The organism is Haloactinomyces albus (assembly GCF_031458135.1).
GTDB lineage: Bacteria > Actinomycetota > Actinomycetes > Mycobacteriales > Pseudonocardiaceae > Haloactinomyces > Haloactinomyces albus.
Map to the genome: position 1 here is coordinate 1,612,962 of NZ_JAVDXW010000001.1, position 25,214 is coordinate 1,638,175.

Here is a 25,214-nt window from a genome sequence, read left to right on the forward strand (position 1 = left end):
CGTGATGCCCGGCGGCACCTTTCGTGTAAGAGGCCCCGGCACGGGACTCAACTCGCCTGCCGGACAGTGGCACCTCGTTCACGCAGCATCTCGATCTCGGACGGTGCGGTCTTGCTGTCCACGAGGACGATGTCGAAGTCCTCTGCGGGGGCCACCGCATGCAGCGCGCGCCTGCGAAACTTGGTGTGGTCGACGTAGAGCACCCGGCTACTGGCAGAGGCCAGCATGGCCTTTTTGAGCTGCACCATCTCCTGCTGCGGATAGAAGCACACGCCCTCGGTCACGGCGGAGACCGACATGATCGCCAGATCGACTCGCATCCCGCGGAGCGCGTCGAGTGCCATGCCGCCGACGAAAGCGTCCGCCCACGGGAGGTAGTCACCTCCGACAGAGATCAGGTGGATCCCCTGCTGTCCGGCCAGTTCGCCGAACACACCCCGATGGTTGGTCACCACCGTCAGCGGCGCCCGCTCCGGCAGGAGGCGAGCCAGATGCACCCCTGTCGTCGAATCGTCGAGCATCACCGCCTGGCCCGGCTCGACCAGCTCGGCAGCCGCGCGGGCGAGTTGCTGCTTCTCGGCCTCGTTCTGCTGCAGGCGGTATTCGGACGCCGCCTCGTACAGCAGAGAGGAAGCGGCCGAGACGTATCCGCGGTTGCGGTGCACCAGTCCCTGCGACTCCAGGTCGGCGAGGTCGCGATAGACGGTCATGGCACTCGTACCGACAGTGGAGACCAGGTCGTCGATGCGCAGGCTGCCCTCGGCCATGACCAACTCGGTGATCCTGCGTCGGCGATCCTGCTGCCGTGCAGACGGGCGTTTGCCCGGCGTCGTCGCCATCGTCTTTCCGTAACCTCCCGCACCGCCATCTTCCACCGGCAGCTCCCCATCCTCCATCGTCGCCGACCCGGTACGGGCTCGCACCGGCGGCAGCGAAGTCACGAGCTGCGGCCGTATCCGCACTCGTTCGTTCGCACCGTCTTTACCGATAAAAACATCAAACAGAAGGTATTGCAATGTTGCTTTTCACATGTCTACTGTGACTCAGTCGCCGACGAGTTCGAACACGGACACACCGACACGGCGATGCATACGGATGGACACCGGACAGGCCCTGCAGTCAGGTACGAACGAACGGCGGCACCCGTGGACAAGGAACACCTCGGACAGGAGCACCCCGACCGGGGATGCCGCACGCAGTACCGCTCCGGCTCACTCCCACTGGTGGGGAGTCGGTTCTTCGGACACGGGCCCCGACGACACATGAGGAGAGCCTGAGATGAGCGCCGGTGAGATCTTCCTCTGGGAACTCATGGGCACCGCCACGCTGACCCTGCTCGGCTGTGGCGTGGTGGCCAATGTGACCCTGCGCAACACACTCGGACACAACGGCGGCTGGCTCCTGGTCACCTTCGGCTGGGGTTTTGCCGTGTTCGCCGGTGCCAGTATCGCGGCCCCCTCCGGCGCCCACATCAATCCCGCGGTCACACTCGGTCTTGCCGTGAACGGGCAGACCCCGTGGGGCCAGGTGCCGATCTACCTGCTGGGACAGCTCATCGGGGCCACGCTCGGGGCCGTGCTGTGCTGGGCCGCCTACAAGCTGCAGTTCGACACCCACGACGACCCCGTCAATACGCGGGGCATCTTCTCCACCGGGCCGACCGTGCGCCATGCCCCGTGGAATCTCGTCACCGAGATCATCGGCACCTTCATTCTGGTGTTCTGGATCGTGCTCAACCCGGGAGCCGAAGTCAGTGCGAGCGGGGTTCCGGAGTTCGGCAATGCGGCGCTCGGCTACGCCGCGGTCGCGTTCATCGTCGTCGTGATCGGCACCTCGCTCGGGGGGCCCACCGGCTACGCGATCAACCCGGCTCGCGACCTCGGACCGCGCATCGCCTACGCGATACTGCCGATCAAGGGGAAGGGCTCCGCCGATTGGGCCTATTCCTGGGTCCCGATCCTCGGTCCGATTCTCGGCGGTGCACTCGCGGGCGCGCTCGCGCTTGCGCTGCCCGCAACCTGAGAAGAGAGCATCCTCGACTCAGTACACCTGGAACGTGCCCACTTGCGACAGCGAACCACACAGGACGAACCCACGGCAGGAAGGTAGTGACATGGCCTCCTACATCGCCGCCATCGATCAGGGCACCACCTCGACCCGCTGCATGATCTTCGATCATTCCGGTCGGGTCGTGTCCGTCGACCAGCTCGAACACCAGCAGATCATGCCCAGAGCCGGGTGGGTCGAGCACGATCCGGAGGAAGTGTGGACCAACACCCGCCAGGTCTGTGCCGGCGCCTTGGCCAAAGCGGACCTGGTTCTCTCGGAGATCGCGGCAGTCGGGATCACCAACCAGCGTGAAACCACCGTGGTGTGGGAGAAGGCCACCGGCAGGCCGGTCTACAACGCGATCGTGTGGCAGGACATCCGGACCGACGCGATCGTCGAGGAACTCGCCGCACTCGGCGGCGGCAAGGACCGCTATCACGAAAAGACCGGGCTGACGCTGTCGCCCTACTTCTCCGGCACCAAGATTCGCTGGATTCTCGACAATGTGGACGGGGTTCGAGAGCGCGCCGAAAACGGTGAACTGCTCTTCGGCAACATGGACACGTGGGTGCTCTGGAACTCCACCGGCGGGACCGAGGGTGGTCTGCATGTCACCGACCCCACCAACGCCTCCCGCACCCTGCTGATGAACCTGCGGACGTTGGAGTGGGACCCCGACATCTGCGCCGAGATCGGTATTCCGATGTCGATGCTGCCGGAGATCCGCTCGTCCTCGGAGGTCTACGGTTACTTCCGCGAGCGGGGCGTGTTCGGTGGGCTGCCGATCGCGGGCATTCTCGGCGATCAGCAGGCGGCGACCTTCGGGCAGGCATGCCTGGCACCCGGTGAGGCCAAGAACACCTACGGCACCGGCAATTTCCTGCTGCTCAATACCGGAACGGAGCCGGTCATCAGCGAGAACGGCCTGCTCACCACGGTCGGCTACAAGATCGGCAGACGCGAGACCGTCTACTGCCTGGAGGGCTCCATCGCGGTCACCGGGTCCCTGGTGCAGTGGCTGCGCGACAATCTCGGAATCATCGACACCGCACCGGAGATCGAACAGCTCGCGGCCTCGGTGGAGGACAACGGCGACGCGTACTTCGTGCCCGCTTTCTCGGGGCTGTTCGCACCGCACTGGCGCTCCGACGCGCGCGGCGCCATCGTCGGCCTCACCCGGTTCGTCGACCGTGGTCACCTCGCCCGCGCGGTGCTGGAAGCGACGGGATTCCAGACTCGTGAAGTGATCGAGGCGATGAACGCCGACTCCGGCGTCGAACTGAAATCACTGAAAGTCGACGGCGGCATGGTCGTCAACGACCTGCTCATGCAGTTTCAGGCCGATATCCTGGGAGTTCCGGTGGTCCGTCCGATGGTCAACGAAACCACCGCACTGGGTGCGGCCTACGCGGCCGGGTTGGCCGTCGGATTCTGGTCGAGTGAGGACGACATCCGCGCGAACTGGGCCAAGGACAAGCAGTGGAACCCCCTCATGCCCGCCGAACGCCGCGAGCAGCAGTTCCACAACTGGCAAAAAGCCGTCACCAAAACGTTCGACTGGATCGAATAGAGCGGGTCGAACAAGGACGTGCGCCATGCGCGCGCCGTGCGTGCCGGACGAGCTCCGGACTATTCCGGAACTCGTCCCGTCTCGGGTTCGGAGCGCTCCGTGAGTACTTGGCCGATGAAAAGATCATAGACCACGGCACCGATCACACCGCCGACGAGCGGACCCACGATGGGGATCCAGAAGTAGAAGCCGAACCATTCGTGGCTGCCGGGAAAGGCCAGGTCTCCCCATCCTGTGAGATAGGTCCACACTCTGGGGCCGAAGTCCCTGGCGGGGTTGATCGCGTATCCCGCGTTGGGGCCGAACGTCAGACCGATCACGGTGACGACCATGCCGATCAGGAAGGGTCCGATGTTGGAGGCGGGCGCCATGTTGCGTTTGTCGATCAAAGCACAGATGAGTCCGACCAGAACCGCGGTACCGACGATCTGATCCAGCAGTGGTCCCCACCACGATCCGCCGAAATAGTCGGCGGGATAGGTGGCGAAGATGGAGAACGTGCTCAGTGACTCCGACCGCGGAAGGCCCGCCGAGGCGTTGAACGCCTCGATAGCCGGCACGTAGACGGCGTATACCAGGGCCGCCGCGAGGAAGGCTCCGATGAACTGAGCCAGCCAGTAGGGCACCACCTTGTACCACGGGAAGCTCCGGCGCACCGCGAATGCCAACGTCACCGCCGGATTGATATGGGCACCGCTGATCCCGCCCGCGACGTACACGCCGAACACGACACCGAAGCCCCATCCCCATATGATGATCAGCCAGTTCGCCGCCCCGAACTCCGCCGCCTGCCGCCCGGACTCCGGCAGGGCGGCGACCGCGACGGCGACCGAACCACAGCCGAGCAGGACCAGAGTGAACGTCCCCAGCACTTCCGCCAGTGCCTCGCCCCCGAGCCCGCGTCGGAAACGCCAATGAGACCGGGAGGGAGCCGCGACTTCAGCCATCAGCCCTCCTTAGGACCTCGCCTGGCCGTAACCGGCATTGCAAGCGTAGCCGAGACGACGGAGGTATGCCGGGCAAACTTCAACCCTCTCCCCGGGCACGGGGCACGCAGTTTCGCCGGAAACCGGCACAGCCCTGCTCGCCGGGTCACCGATACTCGGTCACGACCTCACCACGTGATCGCCAGGTGGCTTCCGAACCGGGTTCGGTGCTGGGCCGAAGGAATCCGGTTTCCCCCGCAGGGACCGCGGAGCCGGCCGTACCCGGTCGGGGACCTCGACGATCGTCCGTTCCGATTCCCCCGGGTCGAAGGCGACATCGTCCGGACCAACGGCAGGGCACCCGCCATACGCGAACTGCCCGGCGAGACCCAGCACCTCCAACGGGCGATCCACCGCTCGTACGCCCGTCAGCAGCGACAACTGCTTACCGGTGGCCCCGGCGTGGCGCTGTGCCCGGGACAGCACCATGATGGCGTCGACCCCGAGGAACGTGACGGCCGTCAGGTCCAGCACGATGACACGGGCGGTCGAGCCCAGCCGGGACCGAAGCACTTCCGAAAAGTGAGAAAAACTCACCGAATCGAGCATCCCGGAGGCTTTGAGCACGATCAGACCCGGTTGCGGACGTTCCACGCACAGTGTCAGCCGAGCATCATGGTTCCTCACCCGCCCGGAGCAACGGGACTCCCGCACGGAGCCGTGGTGCTCATGCGATATTGCAGTCATGTAATCCACCTTTGTGAACCACAGTGTGCATCACAGGGCGCCGAGGGCACCCGAGCTGATCCAGCATTGCGCCTACGATGCGCCACGTGAAATTACTTTTCACCTCAGGAGGCTGCCTCTTGAACCCGGTGTCCGATCTCACTCTAAGGCATGAGAGGGAATCACGCCAGCGGATCAATTCACATCACGGCACGATAAATCTTGATGTCGCAAAAACTCCGGGAGGACATCGAAGCCCTCCCGGAAAAACGATCGATCTCCGCCAATTATCCGGTTCTCGGGATGGAACCAATCCGCCGTAACTTGATATTGCTTTCTTGAACGACTCTTTCGGGGCGAGCACGGCCCACGACGCGGTACCCGGCTTTCAGCCGCTCCGAGCTCCCGGGCGCTGTTCCGCGGGCAGCCTGCATGCCGGCGTCGCGAACGCCAGATGATGCCGATTCGCCGAGACCCAGCGATACACCCGGTCCGCCACGGTACGGACCACAGGCGCGGCAAGAGCCCTGCCTACCAGCTTCCACGGTCCACGGCAGTGCTTCAGCAGTTCCGCCAGGGCCATCCCGCCGCCGGACACATGTCGTTCCTGATCGACCCAGAGCACCTCGTGCCGCGCACGCTCCTCGGTCGTGCCCAGCGCAGCCAGGTCCTCCTCCTGCCACGGCACCAGCCTGACACGCACGGGTAAGCGCTCGACGACTCGTGCGCTACCGGTACAGAAGCCGCAGTCACCGTCATACACCAGCACGGGCAGTTCGGCCTGCTTCGGCCGTTCGGGCATGAGAATCACCTCGCCCTCAGTATCCCCGAGAAACCTCTGTCCGCATGTCAGTCGAGGTCGTCGTGCCGCATGAGCTGCCGACCGGCCTCGGTCAGCGAGCCCGAGAGCGCCGGATACACCGAGAAGGTGTTCGCCAGGTCCTCCACGGTGACCTGGTTCTGCACCGACAACGCCAGCGGCAGAATCAACTCGCTGGCGTTCGGCGCGACCACCACGCCACCGACGACGACACCGGTGGCCGGACGGCAGAACACCTTGAGGAACCCCCTGCGCACCCCCTCCATCTTCGCGCGGGGGTTTCCGGACAGCGGCAGCATCACGGTTCGGGCGGGTACCTCCCCCGACTCGATCGATTGCTGGCTGATACCGACCGTGGCGATCTCCGGGTGTGTGAAGACGTTCGCCGCCACTGTCTTCATCTTGATCGGAGTGACACCTTCCCCAAGGGCGTGCCACATCGCGATACGCCCCTGCATCGCGGCCACCGAGGCCAGCGGCAACACACCGGTGCAGTCTCCGGCCGCATACACACCGGGAACACTCGTGCGAGAAACCCGGTCCACCGGGATGTAGCCGCCACGTCCCGGCTCGATACCGATACGTTCCAGACCGATGTCGGAGGTGTTCGGCACCGAACCGACGGTCATCAGGGCGTGGCTGGCCTCGATCTGCCTGCCATCGGCCACGTGAATCAGCACCCCGGAATCGGTACGTTCCACTCGTTCGGCCCTGGCGTGTTTGACCACCTCGGTCTCGCGTTCGGCGAAGACCTCCTCCAGCACGGCCGCAGCGTCGGCGTCCTCGTGCGGAAGCACCCGGTCCCGACTCGAGACCAGGGTCACCTTCACGCCCATCTGGGTGTAGGCCGAGGCGAACTCGACCCCTGTCACACCGGAACCGATCACGGCGAGGTGCTCGGGCAGTTCCGGCAGGTCGTAGAGCTGCCGCCAGGTCAGGATGCGCTCGCCGTCGGGTTCGGCGCCAGGCAGGATGCGTGGTGTCGCACCGGTCGAAATCAACACCTCATCGGCGATCAGGTCCTCGTGACCACCCTCGGCAAGCTCCGCCCGTACGCAGTGCTGAGCCAGCCCCTGCGTGGTGTCGACGAAACGGGCCCATCCTCCGAGAATCCGCACGCCCTCACGGCGCACCCGGGAACGGATGTCGGCCGACTGTGCCAGTGCCAGTCCCTTGACCCGGCCGTGCACGACGGAACTGTCGACCCTCACCTCACCGTCGTCGGCGTCGATGCCGAGTTCCTGCGCATTCCGGAAGGAAGCACGTCCTCCGGCGGAGGCGATGAACGTCTTCGAGGGCACGCAGTCATAGAGCACGCAGGCTCCGCCCAGCCCCTCGGACTCGACGAGCGTGACATCCGCTCCGTTCTGCGCAGCGACGAGGGCCGCTTCGTACCCTGCAGGCCCACCTCCCATGATGACGATGCGGGTCACTTCGCTGTCCTCCTCGAGTTAAGCCTTGTGGGCGACGGCTCAACCGTACGCGGCAGCAAAATTCCTGTGTTCGTATGGTGCCGCCGGATCGAGTGATCTTCACTGCACACCCGGCCCGGCCCGTCCGACAGAGCGCGTCATCGTCGTTACCCTGAAAGCGTGCCGCTTTATGCCGCCTACGGATCCAATATGGATCCTGCCCAGATGATGGAGCGAGCCCCGCACTCCCCGATCGCGGGGACGGGCTGGTTGATGGACTGGCGGCTGACTTTCGGCGGTGAGGACTACGGCTGGGAAGGCGCGCTCGCCACGATCGTCGAGCATGCCGGCTCCGAAGTGTTCACCGTGCTCTACGACGTCAGCCCGGAGGACGAGCGCCAACTCGATCGGTGGGAGGGCTCCGAACTCGGGATGCACAAGAAGCTGCGCCTGCGGGTGCAGACCCTTGACGGGCCGGTGCTGGCCTGGATGTACGTCCTCGATGCGTATGAGGGTGGGCTACCGTCGGCGCGGTATCTCGGCGTGGTCGCCGACGCGGCCGAATCGGCCGGAGCACCGGCCGACTATGTCGCGAAGCTACGCACCCGCCCCTGCAGCAAGAACGGACCATAGGCGAGCACGGCCCGAAGCTTGCTCGAAGGGTTGCTGAACCGGCGTTCGCGTGGCGCCTTGCGGCGTTGGCGCTCGATCGGGCAGCGATCCGGATCGAGAGTTCCGGGAATCCCGCACGAGTTCGAGCACGGCATCGGCCCGCCTCGTTCCCCTGCGGTCCACTCGGCGGCTCACCCGCTCCGTGAGCAACTCCCGCAAGCGCTCGGCACCGTCGGCATCGAGTTCGGCGAGCGCCTGCTTCAGGCAGGCCAGCGCCATCGTCCGGGGCCCGGTACACAGGAGTTCGGCCAGCGCTATGTCGAGCGCGTACACCCGGAGACCATCGAGCTCGACCACGTCGGACTCCCGGATCCTCCCCTGATGCATCACAAGACCGGGCCGCGAACGCAGCTGACGATCGTAGGGCATCGTGACGTGGATCGACGATCCCGCCGCGGCCGAACATCCGTGCATGGCCACAGCCGTCGGTCCGGACAGCACCGAACAGGGACCTGCGCGCAGCAGCGCCGCCGCCGCGCGCGTCAGAGGGTCGTGCACCCGTCGACCGGGAACCACCACCCCCGCCCACAGCTCCACCCACGCACCGTCGGCCAGCGCCTCCCGCAACCCGTCGGAACCGAACAGACGTACGGCCTTCGCCCGGGACAGCGCGGAATGGGGCGGTCCGGAACGGAACGGTGCTTCCTCTGGTCGACGGCCGGAATCCGGGGACACAATCGAAGTGGTCATACCCTCAAGAGGCCGCAGCACCCCACTCTGATTCGCCCCGAACGAGTGAAACCATCTTCATTGCTGTTCACCAGGGCACCGATTCGGCGATTCCGGGCTGATCGGAGTCATTCGGAGTCATTCAGGGCGGACAGAGCCGCGTGGACCATCGTCCGGATACCGACCAGCAGGGCCCGCTCATCCAGGTCGAAGCTCGGCTGGTGCAGATCGGCGAATCCGTCGTCCTCCTTCGAGGACACGCCGAGCCTGCCGAACGAGCCCGGAACATGCTCCAGATACCAGCCGAAATCCTCGCCCCCGGAGGACTGCGGTGTTTCGGCCAGGGCATGCTCACCGAGCGCCGCCGACACTCCCGCACGAAGCAGGTGGGTGCTGACGGTGTCATTGACCACCGGCGGCACGCCGCGGCGATGCTGCAGGTCGTAGCCGACTCCGAGGGGCGCCAGCAATCCCTGCACGAGTTCGTGCACGAGGGGGCCGAGCTCGGCCCAGGTGTCACGATTACCGGTCCGCAGTGTTCCACGCACGAGCCCGTCCTGCGGAATGGCGTTCGGTGCCTCGCCCGCATGTACGGCACCCCAGGCGAGAACCGTTCCGGTGCGTGAATCGACCCGCCGGGACAGCAGCTCGGGCAGGCCGGTGATCACCGTTCCCAGGGCATGCACGAGGTCACCGGTCAGATGCGGCCGGGAGGTGTGCCCCCCGGGTGAGTTCAGAGACAGCTCGAGCAGATCGCTGGCCGAGGTCAGCGGGCCGATCTTGGTCCCGACCCGCCCCACGGGCAGGCGGGGATCACAGTGCAGGCCGAAGATCCGCTCCACGCCGTCGAGTCCACCCGCAGCCAGCACGTCCAGTGCACCACCCGGCATGACTTCCTCGGCGTGCTGGAAGATCAGGCGGACCCGGCCGGACAGGTGGGGTGCGCTCGCCAACGCCAGTGCGGTGCCCAGCAGGATCGTCGTGTGCGCATCGTGGCCGCAGGCATGCGCGGTCCCCTCCACCGTGGAGGCGAATTCGAGTCCCGTGTCCTCGGTGAGCGGCAACGCGTCGATGTCCGCTCGCAATGCGACCGTGCGCTGTGGCTGGTGAGTGCGGGGACCGATCTCGCAGACCAATCCCGTTCCTCCCGGCAAGGTGCGCGGCCGGAGTCCTGCCCGAGTGAGCTGCTCGGCCAGAAAGGCCGTTGTCTCGTGCTCGGCGCGGGACAGTTCCGGATGGGCATGGATGTGCCTGCGCCAGGCCAGCACGTGATGCGCATGGGCGGCAATCCACGCATCCAGCCAGGACGGGCCGCGCCCGGCACCGAGATCCTCCGGCCCGGACTCCGCAGCGGAAGCCGCAGCGGGTGACTCGGCCCCGGCGGCCCCACCGGGTATGTCCGGGTCAGCGGTGGAGTCCGAACCGGAATCCGTGTCCGGGGAGGCCGAACCATCGAGCATCGCGATGCCCGCCGGCTTCTCCGGCACCTGTTCGGTAGTTGTTCCGGCGACAGGTGAATCCCCGTCAGCGGAGTCCCGCTGAACTGATTTTCGCTCAGCGGAAGTCCCGTCGGCAGCAGGATATCCGCTGCGGGGGTCCGAACCACGAGAGTCCAACACGGTCACGTCACGCCTCCCGACGCGCAATACGCCTTCGATGATCGCCGCACACCGGACTCGGATCTGCGCCGGAGAGCGGCCAGCAGACGGGCACGCTGCTCCCCGTCCATGGCTGCGGCAACCGCCGTCTCGGCGATGGCCAGCGCGCCGTCGAGCACCGCGCGGTCGGCCGAGGCGGATGCACAGGCCGCCGCGAACTCCGCTTGATGGTTCACCGCGGTACCGCACTCCACGGCGATCGTCGGATGCACGGCGGGCACCTCGTGGGACACATTGCCCATATCGGTGCTGCCGATGACCCATTCGCGTGCCACCGCCCGGCCGAGCGGCTTCCGTCCGAGCCCGGTGATCGCCGTGCGGTATGCCTCCGACAACCACTCGTCACAGGCCAACTCGGCATACACCGGCGACACCTGCACGACCTCGTGGCCACACCCGGTCGCCGTCGCACCGGCTTCGAAGCAGGCCCGGATGCGGTTCTCCAAGCGCTGCAGGGAATCGCAGTCGGCGGCACGCAGGTTGTACACCGCCGTGGTGGATGCGGGCACGATGTTCGGTGCCGTACCACCCGCTGTCACGATACCGTGCACCATCTGGTGCTGCTCGAGGTGCTGCCTGAGCAGGCCGATCCCGACCTGTGCGACCGTCAGGGCATCTGCGGCGTTCACCCCGAGTTCGGGCGCGGCAGCGGCATGTGCGGCCCGCCCGGTGTAGCGCACCTCGAGGTCGGTGATCGCCAGCGAACGCGGTGTACACACGTCCTCGGTGCCGGGGTGCACCAGCAGCGCCACGGCGACATCGTCGAAGACACCGTGTTCGAGCATCAGGACCTTGCCGCCACCGGTTTCCTCCGCAGGGGTACCGATCACCCGGACGGTCAGGCCGAGTTCGCCGGCGACGTCGGCCAGTGCCAGACCGGCTCCCACGGCGGCGGCCGCGATGATGTTGTGGCCACAGGCGTGCCCGATCTCCGGCAACGCGTCGTACTCCGCACAGAGTCCCACCACGAACTCCCCCGAGCCGTAGTCGGCCGTGAACGCGGTGTCGAGCCCCGCCACCCCGGTACGCACGTGGAATCCCTGCGCGGCCAGTAGCTCGGTGAGCTTGCCCGCACTCCGGTGCTCGACGAAGCTGAGTTCCGGCTCCGCGTGAATACTGCGAGACAGCCCGATCAGCGCACTGCCGTGGCGCTGCACCGCCATGCGACAGGTGTCGTGGACATCCGCGCCGGTGGGGCACTCGGAACGATGTTGATGGGGACCGGTACTCATTTGCACCCATCCTGCAACACCGAGCGGCAACGGGCCCTCTCGGCCGAGGTCGAAGTATTTCACCGGTCATTGTGCCGCGCTGAACGGCAAGAACGATTCAGCCGAGCTATAGCTGGGTAACACCCCCGGTGAGGCGAGCACACCATGCTCGTCTCACCGGGGGTCAGGGTGTGGGCCGGCACCGGTCGGGGGGCTTCCCGGTGCCGGCCCACGTCTGTATCGACCCACGTTCGGGGCCGGAGACCGGAGCGGCAGCTCCACACACCGATATGCCCGGAGCAGCAGCTCCACACACGTCGATATGCCCGGAGCCAAGCTCCACACACGTCGGAATGCACAGTGTGCCGAGTAGACGGCACTGCGCACCGATCATGCTGATTGCGAAAATCCCACAGGTTCGGCTTCAGGTCCAGTCCACAGCGGAGAGAACTCGCAACCGATCTCACTGAAACCGACTCGGAGGTCTGTTTTTCCGAGGCGCTCAGCCACGTTTCCGCCAATTGAGACCGAAGTACGTCTTACCACGCAGCTTCCGCATCAGGAGGACAAAGGCGATCAGAGCCGCTCCTGCCAGGCCGATCGCGTAGCGCCGATCCTGTCCGAGGAGGTCCGGGCCGGAATCCTCCGGGCCGGGCTGCGGCAGCTCGGCAGCCGGTTGCTCATCGGTGGGAGGTGCGGCCTGCGCGTGCACCACCGCGGCGGGCGGGGCGGCCGATCCTGCCACGGTCACCGGGGTGAGCATGAGGAACGAGCCGATCGTGAGAACAGCAAGCACGCGGACCGCCTGCCGCATGATGGCGTCACCACCCTCTCCGTACAGGCTTTCCGTACAGGTCCGCCCAATATACCCATCCGATCATATTCCGTACTGCCCGTAACGGGCTTCGGCGAAATCCCCCCGGATCGGAGTACTCGACGGACGGAGACGCTCCGACGCTCGTGTGGCCGGTGCCGATCGGTTCACCGCCGGGTTCCCGTGCGTGTCCACACCACCTGGCGGGTGGTCGGCGAAAGCCACCAACGACGATCTTCCGCGACAAAAAGCGGTGTTCCCGGCCGAGAGACCGGGAACACCGCTCTGCCACACGGAGAGGAGGAATGTGCGGCACTCTTTCCGGTGACGTTCGTGGTCACATCATCGAGTGATCACGAGCGTGCCGGTGTCATGCTCCACTCGACGTGGAGGTGCCCTTCTCGCCCGACGATCCGGTGGAGTCCTGCTCCGCATCGGACTCGGAATCCTCGGAACGCGCTCCGGCCGCCGCGGGCACCCGGACATAGCTCTGCCGCAGTCCGGACATCGGTCCGGGCTCCTCAGCACCCGGCGTCAAGCGCTCGCCTGCCAGTGCCTTGCCGATACCGACACACATCAGCAGCAGCACGATGCAGAACGGCAGTCCCGTGACGATCGAGGCGGCTTGCAGCGCACTGAGCGCGTCCGCACCGGTCACGGCACCGGCTGCCAGCAGCACCGCGGCGACGACGCCCTCGGTGACCGCCCAGAACAGCCGCTGCTGCCACTTCGGATTCGGGTCCCCACCGTTGGTGAGGATGTCGACCACCAGCGATCCCGAGTCCGAGGAGGTGGCGAAGAACAGCACCACCACCACGATGGCCAGTACGGAGGCGAGCATCGCGAAGATGTCACCTACCGGCAGTTGCTCGATCAGCGTGAACATCGCGGTGTTCGTCCCCGCCTCGGCGAGGTCGTTGCTCGGGTCGGCCAGCAGCTTCTGCAGCGCCGAGTTGCCGAAGACGCTCAGCCACACGAACGAGGCACCGACCGGGGCGAACATGGCGCCCACGATGAAGTTGCGGATCGTGCGGCCGTAGGAAATGCGGGCGATGAACATCCCGACGAACGGCGACCAGGCGATCCACCAACCCCAGTAGAACAGCGTCCAGCCGGCCTGCCACTCCTGAGCGTCGGCGTTGCCCGGGAAGGTCTCGAAGCTCATCTGCGGCAGGTGCTGCAGGTAGTAGCCGACGTTGGACGCGAGCGTGTTCAGCAGATCGAGCGAGGGCCCGAAGAAGAACACGAACAGCATCAGGGCGAAGGCCAGCCACAGGTTGATCAGGGACAGGTTCCGAATGCCCTTGTCGATGCCGACCATCACCGATACGACGGCGACCGCGGTGATCAGCAGAATGATGCCGACCTGCAGGTACGCGTTGTTCTCGATACCGAACAGCGTCTCCAGGCCCGCACCGACCTGGCTGCCGCCGAGGCCCAGCGAGGTCGCGAGGCCGAACAGGGTGCCGAACACCGCGAGGATGTCGACGGTGTTGCCCATCCACCCGTAGATGCGCTCGCCGATCAGGGGATACAACGCCGCGGCGGGCCGCAGCGGCAGTCCCTTGCGGAACGCGAAGTACCCGAGCGCGAGCCCCAGGACGATGTAGACCGCCCACGGGTGCACACCCCAGTGGAAGAAGGTGTAGTTCATCGCCCGCTCGGCAGCGGCGGGCGTGCTGCCCTCACCGGTCGGCGGGCTCTGGAAGTGGGTGATCGGCTCGCTCACCGCGTAGTAGACGAGCCCGATCCCCATGCCGGCCGTGAACAGCATCGCGAACCACGCGAGGGTGCTGTACTCCGGACGGGAATCGGGCGGGCCGAGCCGGATCGTGCCGTAGCGGCTGAACGCCAACACCAGTGCGAAGATCACGAAGAAGGTCGCCGAGAGGATGTAGAGCCACTCGAAATTCTTCGTGATGAAGCTGTTCGCGGCGCTGGAGGCATCGGACACGCTGGACGGAGCAAACACTCCCCACAGCACGAACCCGATGACGACGATCGCCGAGATGACGAACACCGGCGGGTTCGTATGCCTTTTCAAATATTGAATCACAGAGTGTCACCCTCCTGGTACGCAAAGCAGGCAGGAGCGGTGACCACACTGCGAACCACACATGATCGTGCGGTGCGTGTTTCACCCTCCGCCTGGATTCCCCAGTGCGACTTGAATATCACGGCGTTCGACCATAAAGCCCCATACCGCAAACGCGGCAACCATAACGTGAATCGATACACAGTTGAAACATGAATCGGGCTTCAATCAAGCCTACCGGTGGTGTTTCTCACGGTCGAGACGCTGCCCGAGTTCATCGAGCACCAATGTATCCCGACGAATACTGTCCGCTCGGTAAGCGGCACGCCCGACGAGCTGGGACAACACTGGTGAGGTCAACATTTGGAACAGCGCGACGAGGATCAGTGCCGAGGCGTTGCGATATTCCAGATGTACGGCGGTTCCGATCAGAATGAGGATCAACCCGAGCGTCTGGGGTTTGGTCGCGGCTTGCAGTCGCGCGGCGACATCGGGAAAACTCATCAGCCCGATCGCACCGAGTAGACACGACAGGGAACCACCGAGCAGGCACACCGCGGAGAACACATCCAGCCAGCTCATCGATACGGCTCCTTCTTTTCCACCAGCCGCGCGGCACTGACCGATCCGGTGAAGGCCAGCAACGCGAACGCGGCAGCCAGCGCGATATTCGATCCGTCCGAGCGCATCGCCATACCGACAGCGGTCGCGGCCACGACCAGGGTCACGAACACATCGAGCGCCACGATTCGATCCAACGTGGACCGCCCCCTCAGCAGTCGCACGATCGAGAGCAGCCCGGCCAGACACAACATGCCGAATGCGATATCGAAGACAAAACTCATCGGGACGCCCTCTCTTCGGCAACGTGCGCATCGACCATGGTGACCTCCGCACGGGACCCGACCGCATGAACCACCCGCCGCTCCCACGCCAGCACACCGCGGCGGACCGAAGGAGCGTCCTCCTGCCTCATTCCGAGTGTGTAGACGTAGCAGATCCGGTTGACGCGATCGACCTGCAGGACGAACGTCCCGGGAGCCAGCGAAATCGCATTGGCCACCATCGCGGTCAGGTGGTCGGAATTCGTCACCAGGGTCACCGCGACGATGCCCGCTCGGGCCCCTGGGCCGTGGCGCAACGCCTGCCAGGAAACCCGCACGGTGGAGATCACCATGTCCCAGGCCAGAAAGCCCACGAGCTGCAGGAATCGCCACGGCCGCACCACGATGTTGGTGGCAATCGGCGGGGCCGGGAACACCGCGGTCACCAGCAGCGCGACGAGGACGCCGAAGAACACGGTGCCCACGTCGAAGGTGCCCCACAGCATGACCCAGACCAGCACCAACCAGACCAACAACGGGAGCCTGCGTACCGCACGGGCCACCGGGCGGCGCCTGCTCACCACATGCTCGGCCGGCCGGTGCTCGGCCGGAGGGTACTCACCACCGGAGTGCGCATCCCCGGAGTGCGCATCCCCGGAGTGCGCATTCCCGGGCTGGTCAGCCCCGAACCGGTCAGCCACCGGCACCACCTCCCAGCACCGCCGTGCGATACGTCGCGTCCTGCATCAGGTCGACCGCCGCACGCCCGCTGATCTCGGCCAGTGGCCCCGCCACCACGACGATCATCACGCTGGCCGCCACCAGAATCCCCGAGGCCACCATCATCGCGGGAGACGTGGTTCCGGTCCCGACCACGAGTTCATCGGTCGGGTCGGGATCTCCCGCAGGGGTCTGGACCCTGCCCCAGAATGCCCGGGTCCACACCCGGGCCACGGCATACAGGGTCAGCAGGCTGGTCAGCACGGCACCACCGGCGACCACGTAGGCCGTCCACGTCCCCGCGGTGATCCCGGCCTGCAGCAGGGCGAGTTTGGCGATGAAGCCGGAGAACGGCGGTATCCCGGCCAGGCTCAGGGCGGGGATCGCGAACAGCACCGAAACCAGCGGTGCGGCCTTGGCCAACCCTCCCATCCCGCTCAGGGCCACAGTGCCGGTGTGCCGTGTAATCAAACCGCTGACCAGGAACAAGGTGGCCTGGACGGTGATGTGGTGCACCACATAGAGAATCACCCCGGTGAGCCCGGCGATGTCATAGACACCGAGACCGAACAGCATGTACCCGATATGACTGACCAGCAGGAAGGACAGCATGCGGTTCAGGTCGTCCTGTGCCAGCGCCCCCAGTGCGCCGACGATCATGGTGATCAGCGCGATTCCCAGCATCAGCTGCCAGGTCGCGTTGTGCTCGAACACCAGCGTCTGGGTGCGGATCATCGCGTAGATGCCCACCTTGGTCAGCAGTCCCGCGAAGACGGCGGTGATCGGCGCGGGCGCGTTCGGGTAGCTGTCCGGCAACCAGAAGTGCAGGGGCACCATCGCGGACTTGACCCCGAACACGATCATCACGAGCAAGCCGAGCGAGGTCTGCAGCCCGTCCGGCAGATCGTTCACCTGCCGTGCCAGATCGGCGAGGTTGACCGTGCCGGTGGCGGCATAGACCAGGGCGATCACGGTCAGGAACAGCAGCGACGAGGTCAGGCTGACGATCGTGTAGGTCATCCCCGGCCGCACCCGGGCCGCAGTGGTGCGCCGGGTGATCAACACGTACGAGGACGAGAGCATGATCTCGAAGGCGACGAACAGGTTGAACAGGTCGCCGGTGAGGTAGGCCAGCGATACACCCGCGCACAGCATCAGGTAGATCGGGTGGAACGTGGTGCTGGAGGTGCCGCGCCCGTAGTCGGTGATGCGCTGCCCGATCGAGTAGATCAGCACCGCGAAGGTCACCACTGCCGAGACGAGCAGCAGCAGCGCGGCCAGCCGGTCCGCGATCAAAGTGATACCCAGCGGCGCGGGCCAGCCGCCCAGTTGCAGTACGACGGGACCGTGGAGGTCGGCGACATAGAGCAGATACGCCGCATCCGCGATGATCGCGCCCAGCACGAGGATGCCGAGCGCCCGCTGGATGTCGGCGAACCGGCCGAACGCCAGGGACAGACCCGCCGCCACCAACGGCAGGAGCACCGGCAGGGCCACCAGAGCGGTCACTGCGTGGCCTCCGTTTCCATTTCCTCCTCGTCCTCCTCGGACTCGGCGAGCCTGCGTTCCAAGCGACGGATCCGGCGGTCCTCGACGTCGTCACGCACCTCGTCATGGCCCAGCAGCAGCCAGGCACGGTAAGCCAAGGCGAGCAGGAACGTGGTCAAGGCGAAGGTGATGACCACGGCGGTCAACGCCATCGCCTGCGGGAACGGATCGGCCATCTTGGCGGGAGGCGTTTCGCCGATCATCGGGGGGCGGCCCGGTGGTCCTCCGGCCAGTTGCAGCATCAGATTGGCGCCGTGGCCGAGAATCACGATACCGAGCAGGATACGCATCAGCGACCGCTGCAGGAGCAGGTAGAACCCACCCGCGTACAGCCCGCCGAGCACGAGCGCCATCGTCACGTTCACGGTGCTCATCGCTGTCCCCTTTCGGCAGCGGCCACATCGGCCTCGATTCCCGAGCCGAGCGTGCGCAGCAGGTCGAGAACCACGCCGAGGATCAGGAGGTACACGCCGATATCGAGGAACAGGCTGCTGACGAGCTTGATCTTGCCCAGCAGCGGGACGGTGAACGTGTAGATGTCGCTTTCCAGCACCACCTCACCGAACAGCAGCGGGACGAAACTGGTGAGTGTGGCGATGGTCAGGCCGATACCGATGAGCACCGGTGGCCGCATGGACACGGTCGAGCTGTCGTCCATCCGCCCTCCCGCGAGATAGCGCAGCACGAAGGCCTGACCGGCGACCAGGCCACCGCTGAATCCCCCTCCGGTGTGGCTGTGGCCTGCGAACAGCAGGTAAAGCGAGAATACGATCACGGTCGGAAACAGGGTGCGGGCGGCGAGTTCCAACAGGACCGTGCGCTCTCGCCGGTCCCGGGTGTAGCCGGACAGCAGCCACCGCTCGGTCGGTACGTCCCAATTGGTCCACTTCATCGCCGATGCCCCGGGTGGCCGGGAACCGAGATCGGTCATTCGCGCACCTCCTCCTGTTGCGAGCCACTACCCTGCGCACCACTGCCCCGTGAGCCACCGCGCCGGGGACCTGCCCCGGGGCCGCCCCGGGGCGGCCCCCTACCGTGCCCGGCGCGTGGGGGCTCGGCCTCGTCCGATGCGGGCTGCTCGGTCATGGGTAGCGAGCCACGTCGCCGTCGTCGCTGATAGCGCGAGGTCAGCACCAGACTCGCGACACCGGTCGCGGTGACCGCGAGCACCGAGATCTCCCCGATCGTGTCGAACGCGCGGAAGTCCACGATGATCGCGTTGACCACGTTCGTTGCCCCCGCTCCTTCCTCGGCGCGGGCGATGTACTGTTCGCTGACGCCGGAGCGGGTCTGCCGAGCAGAGCTGAAAATCATCGACGCGAAGGCCATGAACACGCCTCCGGCAATCGCGATGAGCATCTTCGGTATCCGCAGGCCGGGTGCCGGTTCCGACTGGATGAATCGCGGCGGAAGCCGCCGCAGGACGAACACGAACGCCACCAGCGTCAGCGTCTCCACCAGGAACTGCGTCAACGCCAGGTCCGGGGCACCGTCGACGATGAACATCCCGCCGATGCCGTAACCGATCACGCCGACCAGCAGCACAGCGGTCAGACGCCGCCTCGCCCGCACCACGCCGACCACGGCGATCAGAATCACCACCGCCAGCGGTACCTGCAGAATCCGATCCCACGCCCGGAGATCCTCGATCGGGGTGTGCCTCGTGAGCAGTGCCGACCCCGACACGGTGAGCACGGTGAGCAGGATGACGCCCAGGTAGGTCGGCAGCGAACCGGCCTGGAGCCGTCCGGTGACCCCGACGGCGATCCGTTCCAGCAGCGCCATGATCCGTTCATAGCCGCGCTGCGCATTCAGCGGATTCGGCAGCCGCTCCCGCAGGCTCGTGATCCGCCCGCGTGCCGCGTGCACGGTCAGACCGCCTGCCAGTGCGAGCAGCGAGCACAGCAGCGGCAGGCTCGGACCGTGCCACAGTGCCAGGTGATACGGATCGGCACCGGCGTCGAACACGTCCGCATAACCGGCGCTGAGCACGTCGACGAGCGGATACGCCGCCCCCAGCACGACCCCGGCGATCGCCGGTAGCGCAGCGGGCAGGAACAGGACGGCACCCGACGAGCGCGCCTCGGTCGCGGCGACACCGCGTTTGCCGGCGAAGGCACCCCACAGCAGCCTCGCGGTGTAGCCGACGGTGAACACCGAACCGAGCACGAGCCCCGCCACGATGACCAGGTCACCACTACCTCCGTGCAGAAATCCCTCGAAGGCGGCTTCCTTGCCCAGAAATCCCAGCGCGGGCGGCAGCCCGGCCATCGACGCCGCGGCCAACGTCGCGATCACCGCAAGCCAGGGCATGCGTTTACCCAGGCCGGACAGTTCCCGAAGGTCGCGGGTGCCTGCCTGGTGATCGATGATGCCGACGATGAGGAACAGCGCCGCCTTGAACAACCCGTGCGCGAGCAGCATGGCCACGGCGGCCATCGCAGCGATGCGTGTCCCGGCGCCTGCGAGCACCATCAGGAAACCGAGTTGGCTGACGGTGCCGTAGGCGAGCAGCTTTTTCAGGTCGTACTCGTGCAGTGCCCGCCACCCTGCGACGATCATCGTGACGGTGCCGAACACGGCGGTCAGCACCGACCAGTGCGCCACGCCCAGGAACACCGGCGTCAGGGCGGCCACGAGAAACACACCCGCTTTGACCATCGAGGCGGCGTGCAGGTAGGCGCTGATCGGTGTCGGCGCCACCATCGCGGCGGGCAACCAGTTGTGGAACGGCAGTTGCGCGGACTTGGTGAAAGCGCCGATCAGGATCAACACGGCAGCGACTCCGATGGCATCGCCACCGGGCGGATTCGCCACCAACTCGGAGATCAGGTAGGTTTCCGCGGCCTCACCGAGCACGATGAACCCGAGCAGCATCGCGAGCCCGCCGAAAATGGTGACCAGCAGCGCCTGCATCGCCGAACGCCGCGACTCGCGGCTGATACCGGCCTGCCCCACCAGCAGGAACGAGCAGATCGTGGTCAATTCCCAGAAGATGTAGACCACGAGGAGGTCGTCGGCCAGCACCAGCCCGAGCATCACCCCGGCAAAGGCCAGCAGCAAGGGAGCCGAGCGTTTTCCGTCCGCGCTGGAACCGAAGTAGCCGACGGAGTACAGCAGCACCAGCACACCCATGCCGGAGACCAGCAGCGTCATCAGCAGGGCGAGCGGATCCAGCCGGAAGGTGATTTCCAGACCGAGGTGGGGAGCCCACGCCAGCGTCTCGACGATCTCCTGCCCGCCCAGCACGTCTCCCGCTCGGGTCAGCACCCAGGCCAGCGCGGCCGCAGGAGGCAACGCCGCCACCGTGCAGGTAGCACGGGTGCTGCGTGCGGCCACGAACGGCAGGACCAGGGCCACCAGCAGGTGTGCGGCCACCAACGCGAGCAAGGGCGCCTCCCTGGCGATCATCACGGGCGGACGGCGGACGGATCCGGCACAGCGGACAACCGGGATTGTTCGTTACCCGCACCGACGGCACCACCGCGTGCCACATCAGCCCGTCCGAGCAGCGGCGCTTCCCCGAACACCGCACCGTGCCGAACACTCCGGCCGACTTCGACCCCGCCCGGCGGCACGGATCTTCCGGTGCTTCACCGCAGGCAGGATCGTGGGCAGGACTTCGCCGGATTCGATCAGTACCCAATGTATCCGAAACGCCCTGTCCGCACACATCTGTTCGACAACGGGCCCGGAGAAATCACTCGCCGATTCGGGCGCGCTTTCGTTGCGATCAAAGGAACTTGTTCGCCCGGAGCGCGTACAGCGGCCGGTCGAGCACAGTGGGAAAGTTCACGATCGGTAACGCGGTCACATCACCGAGTGTCCCCGGTGGCGACGAAACGTGTTCGACCGCTGTCGGGGTGCTGCGCCATAATCGGACCATGGTCACCCCGATCGAAGGTCTCCGACGTCTGGAAGCCGCCGCGGAGTCCGGTGAGCTCTCCGCCCTGTGCGAGCGGCACGGCATCCGCATCGTCACGGTTTTCGGCAGTATCGGACGCGGCGAGGACAATCCGCGTGATCTCGATGTCGCCGTCCTGACCGAGCAGGACAACGACTTCGACCTGCTTCAGGCGCGCGCGGACTTCGAGGAGCTCGCCGATGTCCACGACGACAACTTCGACTTCGCCCACCTGAACAACGGCGGCCCGGTGATCAGGGAGAATGCTCTCATCGGCAGTATCGGACTGTACGAGGCACAGCCAGGTGAGCAACTCGAGAGGGGAACCGCAGCGGCGATGGAACGCATGGACACCGACTGGCTCCGTCGGCTGAACCTGAAACTGCTCGCCCGATGACACAAGAGAGCCCGTCCTACCACGTTGTCAATGCGCGTCTCACCGAGATCAAAATGCTCATCGAGGATCTCGAAGAGCTGGGGCTGGTGACCGCGGAGGACCTACGCCGCGATCGGCGTACGCGACATCTCGCGGAACGCGAATTAAGCCAGGTCATCGAGCTCGCGGCATCGATCAATATCCACATCGTGGCAGCGTTGCGAGGGCGCGCTCCCGAGTCTTATTACAACTCGTTCGGTGAGCTGGCACGGCTCGGTGTGATCGAGGACGAGTTCGCTCGTCGTCTGCAGCCGTCAACCGGGATGCGCAACGTTCTGGTGCATGAGTACATGGCCGTCGATTACCAGCGGGTGGCCGCTACGATTCCGCTCGCCATCGAGCAGTACAGCGAGTATGTGCGTCAAGTAGCACGCTGGATGGCTGAACGCTGGGAAGCCGAGCAGCAGTAGACACTGCTGCCACGGGGAGATGTGACGCGGTGGACAATGGGAGTGTGTCCGAGCCGCAGGGGGAACCACCACAGAGCGAGTCGCCGGGAGGCGAAGCTCCGGAGGTCGAGTCTCCGGAGGGTGAGCCGGCGGAAACCGAGTCACCCGAAACCGAGTCGTCGGAGGAGGCCCCGCACCCGGATACCGGCCGGCTGATCGCCGACCGATACCGGCTGGACACCAGGATCGGCGGCGGCGCGATGGGTACCGTCTGGGCGGGCACCGACGAGCTGCTCCGCAGGCCGGTGGCCGTCAAGTCGGTGCGGCTTCCGGCAGGCATGCCCGAGCACGAGGCCGATGAACTCCGCGAACGCACGTTGCGCGAAGCACGCGCGATCGCCGTGGTCTCGCATCCGAACGTGGTGACGCTCTACGACGTGGCGCGCGACGAGGGCGAGCCGTTCGTCGTCATGGAGCTGGTGCCCTCGCAGAGCCTCGCCACGATCCTGCGGGAGCACGGTCCGCTCGAGGAGACACAGCTCGCCACCATCACCGATCACATCGCCTCCGCGCTGGAGGCCGCGCACCGCTCCGGAATCATCCACCGCGATGTCAAGCCGGGCAACGTGCTGCTCGGTGAGCACGGCCGCATCAAGATCAGCGACTTCGGGATCTCCCGCAACCTCTCCGAGGCGAGCCTGACCCGCACCGGAATCATGCTGGGCACTCCCGCCTTCATCGCACCGGAGGTCGCAGCGGGCGACTCCGTCGGTATCGCCGCCGATCTGTGGGGGCTCGGTGCGACACTGTTCGCCGCCTCCGAGGGACATCCGCCCTACGACTCGGACGGTAATCCGATGGCCACCGTGAGTGCGGTGGTGCACGGCCCGGTGCCCGAACCGTCCCGCACCGGGCCGCTCGGGGAGGTCATCACCGCACTCATGGTCAAGGATCCGTACCGGCGGATGCCGCTGGCCGAGGTGCGCCGCCACGTACAGCCCCTGCTGCCGGATCCCGGCAGCCATCCGTTCGGACAGTTGCTCGATCCGGACGTCCCCACCGTCCGGGTGCGGAAACCGGCTGCCCCCTCCGGACCTGCTCTCTTCGAACCCGCCCTTTCCGGATCTGCCGCCTCCGATTCTTCCGTGCCCGCTGCCCCGAGCCGATCGGCGGAGGAGCAAGCCGGCGCCGAGCAGCAAGCGCAGGAGGAAGCCGGTCCCGCACAACTGGCCGACAATCCCGGTCCGCTTCCGTTCACACCTCGCGATCCCGCCCCCCGACGGCGGTCACCTTGGCCGGTCATCGCTCTGACGATCGGGGCTGTGCTGGTCTTCACGCTCGCGGTGGGGGCCGGGTTCGCAGCAAGCCGTACCTGGGCCGGACGGACGGTTCTGCCCACGTCCACCACTCCAAGCCCCACCACACGGCCGGATGCATCGCCATCGCTGGTGACGCATACCGGCCGGGCCCAACACCCCGGTGACGACGGTGCAGGACGGTTCACGGTTTCCGTGCCGCAGGACTGGACCCTCTTCCACGGTTACCGCAGTGGACCACCCACCCACAGCATGACGGTCCACTTCGTCTCCCCCGATGGACGTAGAGACCTGGCCGTCCAGCGCTTCGGTGGCTACTACGCCCGGGGATACACCACCCAGGGGTACCTGAACGCCCTGCCGGATATCGCCACGGGCCCGTCGGGGACTTTCCGGCTCACCACGAACAGGACAGTGCGCACGCAGGGCTACAACGATCGGTATCTGTCGTACGAGTCCACGCTGCGCGGGGTGTTGCCCCCCGCGGAATCCCCCATCACCCGCACGACCTTCGCACGGATGATTCCCCACGACGGTGACCTGTGGATACTGCGCGCCACGGTCCCCGGTGAGCAGGCTGCCCGCGGAAAAGCCCTGTTCGACAGGGTGCTTGCCGGTTTCGAGCCGCTACCGTGACGCCGATTGGTTAGGCTGGCGAGCCGTGACTCCTTCGACGACTTCCGATCCCGCCGCAGCCGCGGGCGCGGCAGCAGGCACTCTCGCCGAACTCACCGGAGCGGCCCAGCACGACCTCGCGGTGATCCTGGGGTCGGGATGGCGGCCCGCTGCCGAGGAAATCGGCACTCCCACCGCCGAGCTGAGCATGTCCGAGTTGCCCGGCTTCACCGCACCCAGCGCCGTCGGACACAGCGGGCAGGTGTGGTCCGTTCCGGTCGCAGGCAAGCAGGTGCTCATCATGCTCGGGCGCACCCATCTTTACGAGGGTGGCGGTGTCGAGAAGGTCGTGCACGGCGTGCGCACGGCCACCGCGGCCGGTTGCGGCACCATCGTGCTCACCAACGCCGCGGGCGGCCTGCGGCAGGGGATGCAGGTCGGTCAACCGGTGCTCATCAGCGACCACCTGAACATGACCACCTGGTCACCCCTGGTCGGCGCCCGCTTCACCGACCTCACCGACCTCTACGCGCAGCGGTTGCGCGACATCGCCAGGGACGTCGATCCTTCCCTCGAAGAAGGCGTGTACGCGGGGATGGCGGGGCCACACTTCGAGACACCCGCCGAGATCCGCATGCTGCGCGCTCTCGGCGCCGACCTGGTCGGTATGTCCACGGTGCAGGAGGCCATTGCCGCACGTGCGGCGGGAGCGGAGGTGTTCGGCCTGTCGCTGGTGACCAACCTCGCCGCGGGAATCACCGGAGAACCGCTGAATCACCAGGAGGTTCTGGAGGCGGGCAAGGCAGCGGCGGGCCGCATGGGCAAACTCCTGCGCTCGCTGGTCGAGCGGGCCTGAGCGTCGCCACGGCCGAGGGATCGCGGTTTTCCGGGAAAGTCGTG

The 25,214-nt window shown here is 66.2% G+C and carries 24 protein-coding genes; 7 read left to right on the forward strand and 17 right to left on the reverse strand.

The genetic code is table 11. From position 1 onward, the window contains the following. Window positions 1–47 precede the first annotated feature (47 nt). On the reverse strand, window positions 48–839 hold the full coding sequence (locus JOF55_RS07530) for a DeoR/GlpR family DNA-binding transcription regulator (protein WP_310271635.1): 792 nt from the start codon (window positions 837–839) through the stop codon (window positions 48–50). 439 nt (window positions 840–1,278) lie between these two features. Between JOF55_RS07530 and JOF55_RS07535 the strand changes: the two genes are divergently transcribed. Beyond that, entirely contained in the window at window positions 1,279–2,022 is a 744-nt protein-coding gene (locus JOF55_RS07535) for an MIP/aquaporin family protein (protein WP_310271638.1), read from the forward strand. Between the two features lie 91 nt (window positions 2,023–2,113). Further along, entirely contained in the window at window positions 2,114–3,619 is a 1,506-nt protein-coding gene (gene glpK, locus JOF55_RS07540) for a glycerol kinase GlpK (RefSeq protein WP_310271641.1), read from the forward strand. Between the two features lie 59 nt (window positions 3,620–3,678). Here glpK and JOF55_RS07545 read toward each other — a convergent pair whose 3' ends face one another. The 4 genes from JOF55_RS07545 to JOF55_RS07560 form a co-directional block, all read right to left on the reverse strand. Continuing rightward, entirely contained in the window at window positions 3,679–4,566 is an 888-nt protein-coding gene (locus JOF55_RS07545) for an MIP/aquaporin family protein (protein WP_310271644.1), read from the reverse strand. A 159-nt stretch (window positions 4,567–4,725) separates the two neighbouring features. Continuing rightward, window positions 4,726–5,292, reverse strand: a complete 567-nt coding sequence (locus JOF55_RS07550) for an STAS domain-containing protein (RefSeq protein WP_310271645.1) — start codon at window positions 5,290–5,292, stop codon at window positions 4,726–4,728. A 367-nt stretch (window positions 5,293–5,659) separates the two neighbouring features. Continuing rightward, window positions 5,660–6,073, reverse strand: a complete 414-nt coding sequence (locus JOF55_RS07555; RefSeq protein WP_310271648.1) for a thiol-disulfide oxidoreductase DCC family protein — start codon at window positions 6,071–6,073, stop codon at window positions 5,660–5,662. A 47-nt stretch (window positions 6,074–6,120) separates the two neighbouring features. Next, window positions 6,121–7,524: an NAD(P)H-quinone dehydrogenase gene (locus JOF55_RS07560; RefSeq protein ID WP_310271651.1), complete on the reverse strand. Its 1,404-nt coding sequence runs from the start codon at window positions 7,522–7,524 to the stop codon at window positions 6,121–6,123. Window positions 7,525–7,683: 159 nt separating this feature from the next. On the opposite strand from JOF55_RS07560, the gene JOF55_RS07565 reads away from it, so the two are divergent. Continuing rightward, a complete protein-coding gene (locus JOF55_RS07565; RefSeq protein ID WP_310271655.1) occupies window positions 7,684–8,136 on the forward strand; it encodes a gamma-glutamylcyclotransferase family protein in 453 nt (150 codons plus the stop codon). Here the strand turns inward: JOF55_RS07565 and JOF55_RS07570 are convergent. The 12 genes from JOF55_RS07570 to mbhE all read right to left on the reverse strand — a co-directional run bounded on the left by JOF55_RS07570 (window position 8,101) and on the right by mbhE (window position 21,044). Further along, window positions 8,101–8,865, reverse strand: coding sequence for a hypothetical protein (locus JOF55_RS07570; RefSeq protein WP_310271658.1), 765 nt, complete (start codon window positions 8,863–8,865; stop codon window positions 8,101–8,103). The genes JOF55_RS07565 and JOF55_RS07570 overlap by 36 nt on opposite strands. 107 nt (window positions 8,866–8,972) lie before the next feature. Then, window positions 8,973–10,304 carry an amidohydrolase gene (locus JOF55_RS07575; RefSeq protein ID WP_374727417.1) on the reverse strand — a complete coding sequence of 444 codons (1,332 nt, stop codon included), beginning with the start codon at window positions 10,302–10,304 and terminating at the stop codon, window positions 8,973–8,975. A 161-nt stretch (window positions 10,305–10,465) separates the two neighbouring features. Then, on the reverse strand, window positions 10,466–11,734 hold the full coding sequence (locus tag JOF55_RS07580) for a M20 family metallopeptidase (RefSeq protein WP_310271665.1): 1,269 nt from the start codon (window positions 11,732–11,734) through the stop codon (window positions 10,466–10,468). A gap of 481 nt (window positions 11,735–12,215) precedes the next feature. Beyond that, window positions 12,216–12,527 (reverse strand): hypothetical protein, encoded by a 312-nt coding sequence (locus JOF55_RS07585; protein WP_310271668.1) that lies wholly within the window; start codon window positions 12,525–12,527, stop codon window positions 12,216–12,218. 370 nt (window positions 12,528–12,897) lie between these two features. Then, complete coding sequence (locus JOF55_RS07590; protein WP_374727418.1) at window positions 12,898–14,547, reverse strand: BCCT family transporter; 1,650 nt, start codon at window positions 14,545–14,547, stop codon at window positions 12,898–12,900. A 249-nt stretch (window positions 14,548–14,796) separates the two neighbouring features. Then, window positions 14,797–15,144: a monovalent cation/H(+) antiporter subunit G gene (mnhG, locus tag JOF55_RS07595; protein ID WP_310271674.1), complete on the reverse strand. Its 348-nt coding sequence runs from the start codon at window positions 15,142–15,144 to the stop codon at window positions 14,797–14,799. Next, on the reverse strand, window positions 15,141–15,407 hold the full coding sequence (locus JOF55_RS07600; RefSeq protein WP_310271676.1) for an MrpF/PhaF family protein: 267 nt from the start codon (window positions 15,405–15,407) through the stop codon (window positions 15,141–15,143). Before JOF55_RS07600 ends, mnhG begins: the two co-directional genes overlap by 4 nt. Continuing rightward, entirely contained in the window at window positions 15,404–16,087 is a 684-nt protein-coding gene (locus tag JOF55_RS07605; protein ID WP_310271679.1) for a Na+/H+ antiporter subunit E, read from the reverse strand. Before JOF55_RS07605 ends, JOF55_RS07600 begins: the two co-directional genes overlap by 4 nt. Next, complete coding sequence (locus JOF55_RS07610; RefSeq protein WP_310271682.1) at window positions 16,080–17,615, reverse strand: Na+/H+ antiporter subunit D; 1,536 nt, start codon at window positions 17,613–17,615, stop codon at window positions 16,080–16,082. Before JOF55_RS07610 ends, JOF55_RS07605 begins: the two co-directional genes overlap by 8 nt. Further along, window positions 17,612–18,028, reverse strand: coding sequence for a Na(+)/H(+) antiporter subunit C (locus JOF55_RS07615; RefSeq protein ID WP_310271685.1), 417 nt, complete (start codon window positions 18,026–18,028; stop codon window positions 17,612–17,614). The genes JOF55_RS07610 and JOF55_RS07615 overlap by 4 nt, the downstream gene beginning before the upstream one ends. Next, complete coding sequence (locus JOF55_RS07620; protein WP_310271687.1) at window positions 18,025–18,585, reverse strand: MnhB domain-containing protein; 561 nt, start codon at window positions 18,583–18,585, stop codon at window positions 18,025–18,027. The genes JOF55_RS07615 and JOF55_RS07620 overlap by 4 nt, the downstream gene beginning before the upstream one ends. Continuing rightward, window positions 18,582–21,044: a hydrogen gas-evolving membrane-bound hydrogenase subunit E gene (mbhE, locus tag JOF55_RS07625; RefSeq protein ID WP_310271690.1), complete on the reverse strand. Its 2,463-nt coding sequence runs from the start codon at window positions 21,042–21,044 to the stop codon at window positions 18,582–18,584. Before mbhE ends, JOF55_RS07620 begins: the two co-directional genes overlap by 4 nt. Window positions 21,045–21,538: 494 nt before the next feature. Here mbhE and JOF55_RS07630 point away from each other — a divergent pair, with 494 nt between their 5' ends. From JOF55_RS07630 to JOF55_RS07645, 4 genes are read left to right on the forward strand one after another with little or no spacing between them, the layout of a single operon-like run. Further along, window positions 21,539–21,955, forward strand: coding sequence for a nucleotidyltransferase family protein (locus tag JOF55_RS07630; protein WP_310271693.1), 417 nt, complete (start codon window positions 21,539–21,541; stop codon window positions 21,953–21,955). Further along, window positions 21,952–22,404 carry a type VII toxin-antitoxin system HepT family RNase toxin gene (gene hepT, locus JOF55_RS07635; protein WP_310271696.1) on the forward strand — a complete coding sequence of 151 codons (453 nt, stop codon included), beginning with the start codon at window positions 21,952–21,954 and terminating at the stop codon, window positions 22,402–22,404. Before JOF55_RS07630 ends, hepT begins: the two co-directional genes overlap by 4 nt. A gap of 44 nt (window positions 22,405–22,448) precedes the next feature. Beyond that, window positions 22,449–24,335: a serine/threonine-protein kinase gene (locus JOF55_RS07640; RefSeq protein ID WP_310271700.1), complete on the forward strand. Its 1,887-nt coding sequence runs from the start codon at window positions 22,449–22,451 to the stop codon at window positions 24,333–24,335. A 25-nt stretch (window positions 24,336–24,360) separates the two neighbouring features. Beyond that, a complete protein-coding gene (locus tag JOF55_RS07645) occupies window positions 24,361–25,170 on the forward strand; it encodes a purine-nucleoside phosphorylase (protein WP_310271703.1) in 810 nt (269 codons plus the stop codon). Window positions 25,171–25,214 lie beyond the last annotated feature (44 nt).

Bases quoted from the DNA above. Each gene is read 5' to 3' on its own strand.
- JOF55_RS07530 (WP_310271635.1), bottom strand. From the start codon at position 839: ATGGCGACGACGCCGGGCAAACGCCCGTCTGCACGGCAGCAGGATCGC.
- JOF55_RS07535 (WP_310271638.1), top strand. From the start codon at position 1,279: ATGAGCGCCGGTGAGATCTTCCTCTGGGAACTCATGGGCACCGCCACG.
- glpK (WP_310271641.1), top strand. From the start codon at position 2,114: ATGGCCTCCTACATCGCCGCCATCGATCAGGGCACCACCTCGACCCGC.
- JOF55_RS07545 (WP_310271644.1), bottom strand. From the start codon at position 4,566: ATGGCTGAAGTCGCGGCTCCCTCCCGGTCTCATTGGCGTTTCCGACGC.
- JOF55_RS07550 (WP_310271645.1), bottom strand. From the start codon at position 5,292: ATGACTGCAATATCGCATGAGCACCACGGCTCCGTGCGGGAGTCCCGT.
- JOF55_RS07555 (WP_310271648.1), bottom strand. From the start codon at position 6,073: ATGCCCGAACGGCCGAAGCAGGCCGAACTGCCCGTGCTGGTGTATGAC.
- JOF55_RS07570 (WP_310271658.1), bottom strand. From the start codon at position 8,865: ATGACCACTTCGATTGTGTCCCCGGATTCCGGCCGTCGACCAGAGGAA.
- JOF55_RS07575 (WP_374727417.1), bottom strand. From the start codon at position 10,304: ATGCTCGATGGTTCGGCCTCCCCGGACACGGATTCCGGTTCGGACTCC.
- JOF55_RS07580 (WP_310271665.1), bottom strand. From the start codon at position 11,734: ATGAGTACCGGTCCCCATCAACATCGTTCCGAGTGCCCCACCGGCGCG.
- JOF55_RS07585 (WP_310271668.1), bottom strand. From the start codon at position 12,527: ATGCGGCAGGCGGTCCGCGTGCTTGCTGTTCTCACGATCGGCTCGTTC.
- mnhG (WP_310271674.1), bottom strand. From the start codon at position 15,144: ATGAGCTGGCTGGATGTGTTCTCCGCGGTGTGCCTGCTCGGTGGTTCC.
- JOF55_RS07600 (WP_310271676.1), bottom strand. From the start codon at position 15,407: ATGAGTTTTGTCTTCGATATCGCATTCGGCATGTTGTGTCTGGCCGGG.
- JOF55_RS07615 (WP_310271685.1), bottom strand. From the start codon at position 18,028: ATGAGCACCGTGAACGTGACGATGGCGCTCGTGCTCGGCGGGCTGTAC.
- JOF55_RS07620 (WP_310271687.1), bottom strand. From the start codon at position 18,585: ATGACCGATCTCGGTTCCCGGCCACCCGGGGCATCGGCGATGAAGTGG.
- JOF55_RS07630 (WP_310271693.1), top strand. From the start codon at position 21,539: ATGGTCACCCCGATCGAAGGTCTCCGACGTCTGGAAGCCGCCGCGGAG.
- hepT (WP_310271696.1), top strand. From the start codon at position 21,952: ATGACACAAGAGAGCCCGTCCTACCACGTTGTCAATGCGCGTCTCACC.